Annotated in this window: 14 protein-coding genes; 11 read left to right on the forward strand and 3 right to left on the reverse strand. The window is 74.7% G+C overall.

The genetic code is table 11. The annotated features are described in order from the left end of the window. Positions 1-67: 67 nt before the first annotated feature. The 10 genes from VGH76_RS00135 to VGH76_RS00180 all read left to right on the forward strand — a co-directional run bounded on the left by VGH76_RS00135 (position 68) and on the right by VGH76_RS00180 (position 9579). Positions 68-1486, forward strand: coding sequence for a ferredoxin reductase family protein (locus VGH76_RS00135; RefSeq protein ID WP_331554567.1), 1419 nt, complete (start codon positions 68-70; stop codon positions 1484-1486). Between the two features lie 8 nt (positions 1487-1494). Further along, entirely contained in the window at positions 1495-1989 is a 495-nt protein-coding gene (locus VGH76_RS00140; protein ID WP_331554568.1) for an FMN-binding protein, read from the forward strand. Further along, on the forward strand, positions 1986-2732 hold the full coding sequence (locus tag VGH76_RS00145) for an FAD:protein FMN transferase (RefSeq protein WP_331554569.1): 747 nt from the start codon (positions 1986-1988) through the stop codon (positions 2730-2732). The genes VGH76_RS00140 and VGH76_RS00145 overlap by 4 nt, the downstream gene beginning before the upstream one ends. Positions 2733-3207: 475 nt before the next feature. After that, a complete protein-coding gene (locus tag VGH76_RS00150; protein WP_331554570.1) occupies positions 3208-3624 on the forward strand; it encodes a VOC family protein in 417 nt (138 codons plus the stop codon). 37 nt (positions 3625-3661) lie between these two features. Beyond that, on the forward strand, positions 3662-5392 hold the full coding sequence (gene ilvD, locus VGH76_RS00155; RefSeq protein WP_331554571.1) for a dihydroxy-acid dehydratase: 1731 nt from the start codon (positions 3662-3664) through the stop codon (positions 5390-5392). Positions 5393-5433: 41 nt separating this feature from the next. Then, a complete protein-coding gene (locus tag VGH76_RS00160; protein ID WP_331554572.1) occupies positions 5434-6030 on the forward strand; it encodes an RNA polymerase sigma factor in 597 nt (198 codons plus the stop codon). Further along, a complete protein-coding gene (locus VGH76_RS00165) occupies positions 6027-6629 on the forward strand; it encodes an MGMT family protein (RefSeq protein ID WP_331554573.1) in 603 nt (200 codons plus the stop codon). Before VGH76_RS00160 ends, VGH76_RS00165 begins: the two co-directional genes overlap by 4 nt. Beyond that, a complete protein-coding gene (locus VGH76_RS00170) occupies positions 6626-7345 on the forward strand; it encodes a 2OG-Fe(II) oxygenase (protein ID WP_331554574.1) in 720 nt (239 codons plus the stop codon). The genes VGH76_RS00165 and VGH76_RS00170 overlap by 4 nt, the downstream gene beginning before the upstream one ends. Before the next feature lie 64 nt (positions 7346-7409). Continuing rightward, positions 7410-7961, forward strand: coding sequence for an NADPH-dependent FMN reductase (locus VGH76_RS00175; protein WP_331554575.1), 552 nt, complete (start codon positions 7410-7412; stop codon positions 7959-7961). 31 nt (positions 7962-7992) lie between these two features. Next, the gene (locus VGH76_RS00180; RefSeq protein ID WP_331554576.1) at positions 7993-9579 is read left to right on the forward strand and encodes a molybdopterin-dependent oxidoreductase; all 1587 of its coding nucleotides are present in this window, start codon (positions 7993-7995) and stop codon (positions 9577-9579) included. Between the two features lie 15 nt (positions 9580-9594). Here the strand turns inward: VGH76_RS00180 and VGH76_RS00185 are convergent, their stop codons facing one another. Both VGH76_RS00185 and VGH76_RS00190 read right to left on the reverse strand, forming a co-directional pair. Then, positions 9595-10038 (reverse strand): ATP-binding protein, encoded by a 444-nt coding sequence (locus VGH76_RS00185; RefSeq protein ID WP_331554577.1) that lies wholly within the window; start codon positions 10036-10038, stop codon positions 9595-9597. Positions 10039-10133: 95 nt separating this feature from the next. Beyond that, positions 10134-10955, reverse strand: a complete 822-nt coding sequence (locus VGH76_RS00190) for a MerR family transcriptional regulator (RefSeq protein ID WP_331554578.1) — start codon at positions 10953-10955, stop codon at positions 10134-10136. Positions 10956-11003: 48 nt separating this feature from the next. Here VGH76_RS00190 and VGH76_RS00195 point away from each other — a divergent pair, with 48 nt between their 5' ends. Continuing rightward, positions 11004-11330 carry a nuclear transport factor 2 family protein gene (locus VGH76_RS00195; protein WP_331554579.1) on the forward strand — a complete coding sequence of 109 codons (327 nt, stop codon included), beginning with the start codon at positions 11004-11006 and terminating at the stop codon, positions 11328-11330. Between the two features lie 4 nt (positions 11331-11334). Here VGH76_RS00195 and VGH76_RS00200 read toward each other — a convergent pair. After that, the coding region (locus tag VGH76_RS00200) for an SDR family oxidoreductase (RefSeq protein ID WP_331554580.1) at positions 11335-11828 on the reverse strand (494 nt) is incomplete at its 5' end.

Here is an 11828-nt window from a genome sequence, read left to right on the forward strand (position 1 = left end):
ACCCGGGTGTCACGATCGCGGCGCCGCGCCACCCGGCGCCGGTCGAGGGAGCCGCAGGAGGTGGCCCGTGACCGTTCTCGTCGAGCGAGGCGTCCGTCCCGACGGTGCCGTGTCCGGCCCGCCCGGGCTCCCGACGGCGCTGCGGGACCGTGCGGTGCGCACGGCGTGCCGGACGGTGGTCCTGGCCGCGCTGGTGGTGATCCTCGCGTCGTGGGCCACCGGCGGCGGCCTCGCCGACCTGGGCGGCTGGGCGACCGGGCTGACCTCGCTGGGCCGGCTGACCGGAGTGCTCGCCTCGCTGCTGATGCTGGTGCAGGTGCTGCTCATGGCCCGGGTGCCGGGCCTCGAGCGCGCCTTCGGGCAGGACCGGCTCGCGGTGCTGCACGGACTCGTGGGGTTCACGTCGTTCACCGGGATGCTCGCCCACGTCGGGCTGATCACCTGGGGCTACGCGGCGGGCGACCTCGCGGCCGCCCCCGGCGAACTGTGGGACCTCACGGTCACCTACCCGGGGATGCTGCTCGCCGCCGCCGGCACCGCGTGCCTGGTCCTGGTGACGGCGACCAGTCTGCGCGCGGCGCGGGCGCGGATGCGCTACGAGTCGTGGCACCTGCTCCACCTCTACGCCTACCTCGGCGTCGGGCTCGCGCTGCCCCACCAGCTCTGGACCGGGCAGGAGTTCCTCGCCTCGACCGCGCGGACGGTCTTCTGGTGGACGGCGTGGGCGCTGACCGCCGCCGCGGTGCTCGTGTGGCGGGTCGCGGTGCCGCTCTACCGGACGCTGCACCACCGACTCGTCGTCACCTCGGTGGTGCCCGAGGGCGACGGTTGCGTGTCGGTCTACCTCGCCGGGGAGCACCTCGCCGAGCTCGGCGTCCGCGCCGGCCAGTTCCTGACCTGGCGGTTCCTGACGGGCACCGGCTGGACGCGCGCGCACCCGTACTCGCTCTCGGCGGCGCCCGACGGGCGCAGCCTGCGGATCACCGTCAAGGACCTCGGCGACGGCACGGCCGAGCTCCCCGGGCTCCGTCCGGGCACCAAGGTGCTCATCGAGGGACCCTTCGGCCGGCTCACCGCGCGCGCCCGGAGCCGGCCGGGCGTCGTGCTCATCGGCGCCGGCGTCGGGATCACCCCGCTGCGGGCCCTCGCCGAGGAGCTCGCGGCCGACCCGGCGGGAGCCGACGTCGTCGTGCTCCATCGCTTCACCGGGCCACCGCTGTTCGCGGGGGAGTTCGCGGCGCTCGCCCGCGCCCGGCGGCTCACGCTCGTCCCGCTGCCCGGCCGGCGGCGCGCCCCGGACTCCTGGCTGGGCCCCGGCGTCGGCCCCGGCGACGACGTCGCCGTGCTGCGGGCCCGGGTGCCCGACGTCGCCGAGCGCGACGTCTACCTCTGCGGCCCCACCCCGTGGACCGACCTGGTCCAGCGCACCCTGCTCACGGCCGGCACGCCCGCCGACCGCGTCCACGTCGAGGCCTTCGGATGGTGAGTCCCGCGATGTCCCGCTTCGACCGCGGCACCCGCCGCATCGCGCTCTGCGGCCTCACCACGCTCAGCGCCGTCGTCCTGCTCTTCTCCTACCGGACGTCGACGTCGGCGGCGCTCCCGGAGGCCGCCGCGGCGCCGGACACGACCGCCGCCGACGCCGGGGCGGTCGACACCGCCGCCCTGCCCGCGGCCGCGCCGCCGGGCGGCGGTGCGCGCAGCGGCTGGTCCGGCACCGTGACCGGCCCCGTGGTGCAGGTGAAGTGGGGTCAGGTGCAGGTCCGGGCGACGCTCTCCGGAGGCCGCATCACCACCGTCGACGTCCTGCGCCACCCCGACGAGAACGCCCGTGACCGCGCGATCAACGCGGCGGCCGTGCCGGTCCTGGTCCGGGAGACGCTGCAGGCGCAGAGCGCGCGGATCGACATGGTCAGCGGCGCGACCTACACCTCCACGGGGTACGTCCGCTCGCTGCAGGCCGCGCTCGACCAGGCCGGTGTGGCGTGACCGCCGCTCTCGTCCCGGTCGCGCGGCGGGTCGAGCACGTGATGGGGATGCCGATCAGCCTGGCGCTGCGCGGGCGGCACACCGACGACGGCGAGGCCGACGCCGCCTGGGCCGCGGTGCTGGCCTCGCTGCGCGAGACCGACCGGGTGTTCAGCACCTACCGCCCCGACTCGGTGGTCACCGCGATCCGCCGGGGCGAGCTCGCCCTGACCGACGCCCCGGACGAGGTGGGGGAGGTCCTCGCGATCGGCGCCCGCGCCGAGCGTGCCACCGACCGCGCGTTCTCGGTGTGGCGCCCGGAACTGGACCCCAGCGGCGTCGTCAAGGGCTGGGCCGTCGAACGGGCGGCGGGCGCCCTGCGCGCCCTGCCCGACACCGACTTCTGCCTCTCCGCCGGCGGCGACATGGTCTGCCGGGCCACCCAGGGCGAGCCGTGGCGGGTCGGGATCGAGGACCCCCACGACCCCACCCGGGTCCTCGCCGTGGTGCCCGTGCGCGACGGGGCCGTCGCCACCTCGGGCACCGCCCACCGTGGCGCGCACCTCGTCGACGCCCGCACCGGTGCCGCCCCCGACGTCGTCGCGCAGGTCACGGTGGTGGCGCGCTCGCTGACCGACGCCGACGTCGACGCCACCGCCGCCTACGTCCTCGGCGCCAAGGCCGCCGACTGGCTCGGCCACCGGGTCGGGCGCAGCGGCCTCGTCGTCTGGGCCGACGGGACGACCACCACGGTCACCGCCTGAGCCGGCGGCCTCAGGCGAGCACGGCGACGTCGCGGGGCGTGAACGGATCGCGGTCGCGGTGGCGGAAGAGGTCGAGCACCCCCACGTGCCCTCGCCGACCCGGATCGCGGCCCGGACCTCGTCGCCGTAGCCCTGGGGAGCGAGGAACTCGCGGTCGCGGGCGCTGCGTCCGGGAGTGCCGTCGGTGGCGCGGTAGAGGGTGTCGATGCCGGCCGTGGCTTCCGAGCGAAGGTGCCCTTCGGTCGATCTAGTCGATCAGAGGCGCCCTTCGCTCACGACGGCGCCACCCGGGCTGTTCCGGCGAAGGGCGCCCCCGGCCCATCTAATCGACCGAAGGGCACCTTCGCTCGAAACGCCAGCCGGACCGAGGCATGACCGCGATCCCGTTCCGGAGGCGGACCGTTCCTGACCGCCACCGCTCCTAGCGTTCCTCCCGTACCCCGGACCCGCCGGGGGACGTCGAGAGGAGCTCCCCGTGAACCTCGTGTCCGTCCGGATCATCACCGACGACGTCGCCCGCCTCGTCGCGTTCTACGAGCGCGTCACCGGCGTGCGCGCGTCGTGGGCGACCGACGACTTCGCCGAGCTGCGCACGACGTCGGGCACCCTCGCGATCGGCAGCACCCGCACCCTCGCGCTCTTCGGCGCCGGCGTCGCCGACCCGGCCGCGAACCGGTCCGCGATCGTCGAGTTCATCGTCGACGACGTCGACGAGGCGTTCGCCGCGGCGCGGGCCCGGGGTGGCGACGACCTCGAGGTCGTCCAGGAGCCGACGACGATGCCGTGGGGCAACCGGTCGCTGCTCCTGCGCGACCCCGACGGGACCCTGGTCAACCTCTTCGAGCCGGTCACCGAGGCCGCGCTCGAGAAGTTCGCCGCGACCTCGCGCTGAGGGGACGCTGTCGGGCCCGCGCGTTACGGTCTGGGGCATGGCGAACCGCGTCGGCACCACCACCCCGAGCGAAGCGACGCAGCACGACGTCAAGCCCCGCAGTCGCGACGTCACCGACGGGATGGAGCGCGCCGCCGCGCGCGGCATGCTGCGCGCGGTCGGCATGACCGACGACGACTTCTCCAAGCCCCAGATCGGCGTCGCGTCGAGCTGGAACGAGATCACCCCGTGCAACCTCTCGCTGGACCGCCTCGCCACGGCGTCCAAGGAGGGCGTGCACCACGCGGGCGGCTACCCCATGGAGTTCGGCACGATCTCGGTGTCCGACGGCATCTCCATGGGCCACGTCGGGATGCACTACTCGCTGGTGAGCCGCGAGGTCATCGCCGACTCCGTCGAGACGGTCGTCCAGGCCGAGCGGCTCGACGGCACGGTGCTGCTCGCCGGCTGCGACAAGTCGCTTCCCGGCATGCTCATGGCCGCCGCCCGGCTCGACCTCGCCAGCGTCTTCCTCTACGCCGGGTCGATCATGCCGGGCATGGTCGACGGCAAGGAGGTGTCGATCATCGACGCGTTCGAGGCCGTCGGGGCGTGCGCCCGCGGGCTGATCACCCGCGAGAAGGTCGACGAGATCGAGCGCGCCATCTGCCCCGGCGAGGGCGCCTGCGGCGGCATGTACACCGCGAACACCATGGCCTGCGCCGCCGAGGCGATGGGCATGGCGCTGCCCGGGTCCTCGTCCCCGCCGAGCGCCGACCGCCGCCGCGACGGCTTCGCCCGGCAGTCCGGGGACGCCGTCGTCGGGATGCTCCGCCGCGGGCACACCGCCCGCGACGTCATGACCCGCGAGGCGTTCGAGAACGCGATCGCGGTCGTCATGGCCTTCGGCGGCTCCACCAACGCCGTGCTGCACCTGCTCGCGATCGCCCGCGAGGCCGACGTGCCGCTCGAGCTCGACGACTTCAACCGCATCGGCGACAAGGTCCCGCACCTCGCCGACGTCAAGCCGTTCGGGCGCTGGATGATGAACACCGTCGACCGGGTGGGCGGCGTGCCGGTGGTGCTCAAGGCACTGCTCGACGCCGGGCTGGTGCGCGGCGACTGCCTGACGGTCACGGGTAAGACCCTCGCCGAGAACCTCGAGGAGCTCGCCCCCGAGCCGCTCGACGGCGACATCCTGCGGCCGCTCTCCAACCCCATCCACCCCACCGGCGGCCTGACGATCCTGCGCGGCTCGCTCGCCCCCGACGGAGCTGTAGTCAAGTCGGCGGGCTTCGACTCCGCGTCCTTCGAGGGCACCGCGCGCGTCTTCGACGGCGAGCAGGGCGCGATGGACGCCGTGGAGTCGACGGGGCCCGACGGGCTGCAGCCCGGCGACGTCGTCGTCATCCGCGACGAGGGCCCGTGCGGCGGGCCGGGAATGCGCGAGATGCTCGCCGTCACCGGGGCGATCAAGGGGGCCGGGCTGGGCAAGGACGTCCTGCTGCTCACCGACGGCCGGTTCTCCGGCGGGACGACGGGCCTGTGCGTCGGGCACGTCGCCCCGGAGGCCGCGCACGGCGGGCCGATCGCGTTCGTGCGCGACGGCGACCGCATCCGGCTCGACCTCGCCGCCCGCACCCTCGACCTGCTCGTCGAGGACGACGAACTCGCCCGCCGTCGGGAGGGCTGGACCCCGCCGCCGCCCAAGCACCGCACCGGGGTGCTCGGGAAGTACTCACGGCTGGTCGGGTCGGCCGCGCAGGGAGCCGTCGTCGGGTTCGACTAGCCCACTGCAACCGACGCGGCCGGATCGGGGTTGACCGGGACATGAGCACCCCGACCATGGCCGCGGCGGCGAGGGCCGACCCGGACGCCGACCGGGTGGTCGCGGCGCTGGTCCGCGACCTCGACGACGGGTTCGCCGAACTGGTGCGCACCTACCAGGGCCTGGTCTTCGCGGTGGCACTGCGCACCACCGCGCACCGCGCCGACGCCGAGGACCTCGCCGCCGAGGCGCTGCTGCGGGCGTACCGGTCGCTCGCCGACCGCGACCGCACGTGGCTGCACGGCCTGGCACCCCGGCCGTGGCTGCTGACCATCGTCGTCAACACCCGCCGCAACCAGGTCCGCGACGCGGCCCGCCGTCCCCGCACCGACGGCGCCACCGTGCCCGACGAGCCCGTCCCCGGCCCGAGCGTCGAGGAGCGGGCCGAGCACACCGAGACCACCGGGCAGCTCGCCGCCCTGCTCGCCCGGCTCCCCGAGACCCAGCGCGCCGCCGTCGTGCTGCGCCACGTCACCGACCTGCCCCTGAGCGAGGTCGCCGAGGTCCTCGGCTGCCCGGTCGGGACCGCGAAGTCGCACGTGTCGCGCGGGCTGGCCCGGCTGCGCACCCTCATCGACGAGACAGGAGACCTCCCGTGACCCCCCTCGACCTGAAGGGCGACGACCCGGTCCTGGACCGCCTCGCCGCGCTGGCGCCGGTGGATCCCCCCGACCTCACCGACCGCCTCTTCGACTCCTGGCTCACCACCGACAGCCTGCTCGGCCCGGTGCGGGTGGCGTGCACCCACGACGGGATCAGCTTCCTGCGGACCACCGCCGACCTCGACGAGGAGGACTTCCGCGCCGCCTACCGCCGCCGGGTCGGGCGTCCGCTGCGGGCCTCCGCCGTCGTGCCGGAGGGGCTCGAGGCGGCGCTGCACGGCGACGCGGCGGTGAGGCCCCGCCTCGACCTGCTCGGCATCACCGACTTCCAGCGCGACGTCCTCGCCGCGACCCGGACCATCCCGGCCGGGGAGACGCGGCCGTACGCCTGGGTCGCCGCCGAGGTCGGGCGCCCGGGCGCGGTGCGCGCGACCGGGACGGCGCTCGCCACGAACCCGGTGCCGCTGCTCATCCCGTGCCACCGCGTCGTGCCCAGCGGCAGCGGGGGGATCGGGCGGTACATCTTCGGAGCCCCGGCCAAGCAGCGGCTGCTGGAGGCCGAGGGCGCGATCGCTGGTGGGGGTGTCGAGCGATGACCGCCGTCGACGAGGTCGGGCTCCCGGCCCTCGAGCACCTGGACCGGGAACGCGTCGGTGCCGCGCTCGACACCGAGGGCTTCGCGACGCTCGGCCCGCTCCTGTCCCCCGAGCAGTGCCGCGCGATGGTCGACGTGTTCGACGACGACGCCGCGTTCCGGTCCACGATCGACATGGCCCGGCTCTCGTTCGGCGAGGGGCGCTACCGCTACTTCGCCGACCCGCTGCCCCCGCTGGTGGCGGCGCTGCGCACCCGGCTCTACCCGCCGCTGGCGGCGATCGCGAACCGGTGGGCGGAGATCCTCGGGGAGCCGACGTGGCCGGCCGAGCACGCGGCGCTGCGGGCACGGTGCGCGGAGGTCGGGCAGCACAAGCCGACGCCGCTCGTGCTGCGCTACGGCCCGACCGGCTACAACTGCCTGCACCAGGACGTGTACGGCGACCTGACCTTCCCGCTGCAGGTCCTGGTCATGCTGAACACCCCGGACGTCGACTTCACCGGCGGCGAGAGCGTGTTCGTCGAGCAGCGTCCGCGCCAGCAGTCCCGGGCGATGGTCGCGCGGCCCGGGCTCGGCGAGGCGGTGGTCTTCCCGGTCCGGCACCGGCCGAAGCAGGGTTCGCGGGGCTACCACCGGGTGCAGATGCGCCACGGCGTCTCCGCGGTCCACTCCGGGAACCGCCACGTGCTGGGAGTGATCTTCCACGATGCCCGGTGACGCGGCCATGGCGGCTCCGGGGCCAGGCCGCGACAAGAGCACGACGACGGCGGACGATGCCACCGTGGACACGTTGCTGATCTCCGGCAGCACCCGGCGCGGGTCGACGAACTCCGCGATGCTCCGGACCCTGCACGCCCTCGCCGCACCCGAGTTCACCACCCACGTCTACGCCGACCTCGCGACGCTGCCCGCCTTCAACCCCGACGACGACCGCGACCCCCTCCCCGGCCAGGTTTCCCGGCTCCGCGACGCGATCCACGACGCCGACGCGCTCCTCTTATGCACTCCCGAGTACGCAGGGGCGCTGCCGGGGGCGTTCAAGAACCTGCTCGACTGGACCGTCGGGGACGCCGACCCGCGCTCGATCAGCGGCAAACCGGTCGGGTGGCTCAACGTCTCGGGCCCGGCCGCCCCGAGCGGCGGCGCCGACGCCCACGAGTCCCTGGCGAAGGTGCTCGGGTACGTCGGGGCCCACGTGGTCGAGGACGCGTGCCTGCGTCTCCCGCTGACCCGCGACGCCGTCCGCGAGGACGGGCTGGTGGGCGACGAGGTCGCGCGGGCCGCCGCACTCGGGGCGCTGCGCGCCCTGCGGACCGCCGACGCCCCCGCGTGAACCCGACGCGCCGATACCGCGAAGACCTCCCGTGACCACCGACCTCGACCCGCCGCCGGAGCGGGCGGCGGAGACCCCGATCGCGGTCCTGCCACGGTGGGTCGCCGCGGCGGTCGCTGTCCTGGCCGTCGCGCTCGCGCTCGCCGTCGGCGACCTCGTGGCGGGCCTCGCCGCACCGTCGTCCTCGCCCGTCCTCGCGGTCGGCGACCAGGTCATCCGGCTCACCCCGGCGTGGCTCAAGGACTTTGCGACGAGCACGTTCGGGGTGCACGACAAGCAGGTGCTGCTGGCCGGCATGGCCGTCGTGATCGCCGTCGTCGCCGCGCTCGGGGGGCTCGCGTCCCGACGGTCCCCGTTCCCGGCCCTCGCGCTCGTCCTCGTCCTGGGGCTGGTCGGGGTGACGTGCGCGCTGGCCGAGCCGTCGGCCACGCCCACCTTCCTCACCGCGCCGCTGGCGGCCCTGGTCGCGGGTGCGGCCAGCTTCGTCGTCCTGCACACCCTCGCCCGCCGGGCCGCCGCGTCCACCGCCGACCCCCAAGCGGCTCCCGTCGCGACCGAGGACGCGCGCCGGCGCCTGTTCCTCGGGATGGGCGTCGCACTCGTCGGTGCCGCGGTGGCCGGGTACGTGGGCCGTCTGCTCGGATCGGCGGCGGCGGTCCAGGCCTCCCGGGACGCCGTCGGGCCGCTGCCGGGCGCGGGAGGGACGACGCCGCCGGGGGCCGACTTCGCGTCCTCCGGCACCCCGAGCTGGCTCACCGCGAACGCCGACTTCTACCGCATCGACACCGCGCTGCAGGTCCCGCAGGTCTCGACGGCGGACTACCGGCTGCGGCTCCACGGGCTGGTCGACCACGAGATCGTCCTGGACTACGACGCCCTGCGCCGGCGGGCGCTGCTCGAGGCTCCGATCACGATGGCCTGCGTCTCGAACGAGGTCGGCGGGAACCTCGTCTCCAACGCCGTGTTCGTCGGCGTCCCGCTGCGCGACCTGCTCGCCGAGGCGGGCGTACGGGGCGGCGCCGACCAGATCGCCTCCACCAGCGTCGACGGCTTCACCACCGGGACGCCCGTCGCGGCCTGCACCGACGGGCGGCCCGCCATGCTCGCGCTCGGGATGAACGGTCAGCCGCTGCCGCTCGAGCACGGCTTCCCGGTGCGGATGGTGGTGCCCGGGCTGTACGGCTACGTCTCCGGGTGCAAGTGGATCACCGACATCGAGCTGACCACCTACGACGCGTTCCGGTCGTATTGGCAGCAGCGCGGCTGGTCGGCGCGGGGTCCGATCAAGACCCAGTCCCGCATCGACGTGCCCCGCGACGCCGCCTCCGTGCCGGCCGGGCGGGTCATCGTGGCGGGCACGGCCTGGGCGCAGCACCGGGGCGTCACCCGCGTCGAGGTCCGGGCCGACGCCGGGCCGTGGCAGGCGGCCGAGCTCGCCGCAGACGTCTCGATCGACACCTGGCGGATGTGGCGCGCGACGCTGGACCTCCCGCCCGGGCCGCACACCCTCCAGGTCCGCGCGACCGACGCGACGGGCGGCGTCCAGACGCCCATCGAGAGCCCACCCGACCCCGACGGCGCCACCGGCTGGCACACCGTCGCCGTCACCGCCGGGTGAGCCCGACCGCCCCGGTCAGGCGCCCTCGCGGACCAGCCGCGATCGCAGCAGCACCGAGGTGCCGTCACGGTCGTGGCGGATCGCGACCTCGTCGACGTGGCTGTTCATGAGGATGATGCCGCGCCCGTGCTGGGCCGGGCGGTCGGTCGCGTCGTGCTCGAGGTCGGTGGTCTCCGGCTGCGCCCACTGGCCGTGGTCGGCGATCGTCACGACGACCTCGGCCCCGTCGAGGACCAGGGTGAGGTCGATGGTGGCGCCCGTGGGTGCGCCCGTCCCGACGCCGTAGGCGTGGGTGACGACGTTGTCGATCGCCTCGCTCACCGCCAGGACCACGCCGCGGGCGACCTCGCCGGGCACCCCCGAGCCATCGAGCCACGCCCGGACGTCGTCACGGATGGCCGGACACGACTCGGCCGCGGCCGGGTAGCTGATGCGCTCGAACTCGACGGCGTCCACCATCTGCCTCCTGTCGGCCTGCCCTCGACTCGTCGGGTTTTTCGTCGTGATCGGTTCAGCAGGCCGGTCACGGCTCGTGTAACCGATTCGCCCTCGCCCTACGCGCCCGGATTCGTAGCGAACACCGGCCAGCCGATCTCGGTGCGCCAGGCGGCTGAGTCGTCGGTCTCGGATGGCCCGATCAGATACGTTTCGTGCACGGGTCCGTCGACCACCAGGGCGTGCTCGGCGAGGTGGGCCCCGAGGGCGCCGTACGTGAGGTCGATGTCGTCGTGCGGTCCGCGGTGCACGGTCAGGGCGAGCTCGCGGGTGGGTAGGTCGACCGGATGGACACGCCCGTCCCACACGTCGCGGTCGGTGGGCACCACGACGCAGGCGTGCCCCGCGCCCTCGGTGAACAGGGCGTTGTCGTAGCGACCACCCGGCGGCCCGGTCCGGACGGCGCCGGCGGCGTCGACCGCCGCGTCGATCTCCGCCATCGCCGCGCCGTACCAGGGCAGGACGTCCTCGAGCACGACGTCGCCCTCGACGGCGGTGACCCGGCGGGCCGGCTCGCGCCGGTGGACGACGTCGAGGCGCGGCGGGTCCGGCGCGAGGAGGCGCTGGAGCGCGCCGACCGCGTCGGTGGTCGCGGCGAGGCGCCGCTCCAGACGCTGGAGGTGTTCGGCGATCAGCGCCGACCGCTCCTCGACGTCGCCGGTGGCGAGCAGGCGGGCGACGTCGCGTACCGGCATGTCGAGGTCGCGGAACCGCCGGATGATCTGGGCGGTCGCCACCTGCCGCGGCGAGTAGTAGCGGTACCCCGAGTGCGGGTCGACCTGGTCGGGCTCGAGCAGGCCGGCCTCGTGGTAGTGCCGCAGCGTCTTCACGCTCAGGTGCGTCACCGTGGCGAACTCGCCGATGCTCAACAACGCGCTCACGGTCCGAGCCTGGACCCTCCCCCCACGGGAGAGCCCAGCGTGGTCGCCGTGACAGCCACCCAGGACCTCGTCCGCCGCTACTTCGTCCTCGCCGCCGACCCCGATCTCGAGGCCTACCACGCCCAGTTCGCCGACGACGCCGTCGTCGAGGACGAGGGCCGCCACCACCGGGGCATCGACGCCGTCCGCGCCTGGCGCACCTCCGTGCCCGAGGTGCACTACGACGTCCGCGCGATCGAGCCCATCGCCGACGGTGAGCGGGCGCTCGTCGCCATCAGCGGCGACTTCCCCGGGAGCCCGGTCGACCTCGCCTTCACCTTCACCTACGAGGACGGGCGGATCCGGACGTTGACCATCCGTCCGGTGGAGAACTGACGCTTCAGAACTCGTCGACGAAGAAGTCGAGCTCGAGGTCCTCGCCGCCGCCGTAGGGCGACAGGTCGGTGACGCCCGCCCGTGCCAGCGCCTCGACGTCGAGGAACACCTGGCCGGTCGGGCGCTCGGCGTCGGTGAGCAGCGCGACGGCGGCGTCGCCCATGATCTCGGGCGAGCGCGCGCGACGGGAGGCCTCGTCGCCGCCGAGGAGGTTCGCCACCGCGGCGGTCGAGATCGTCGTCTGCGGCCACAGGCAGTTCGCGCGCACCCCGCGGTCGGCGAACTCCGCCGCGAAGCCGAGGGTCAGCAGCGTCATGCCGTACTTCGAGAGGGCGTAGGACGGGAACTTGCCGAGCCACTCGGGCTTGAGGTTGATCGGCGGGCCGAGCGTGACGACCTGCGGGTCCTCGGACTCGAAGAGCCGCGGCAGCGCGGCCCGGGTGAGCTGGAAGGTGCCCTTGGAGTTGATCTGCTGCATGAGGTCGTAGCGCTTCGGGG

The organism is Actinomycetospora sp. (assembly GCF_036497585.1).
In the GTDB taxonomy this organism is placed as follows: domain Bacteria; phylum Actinomycetota; class Actinomycetes; order Mycobacteriales; family Pseudonocardiaceae; genus Actinomycetospora.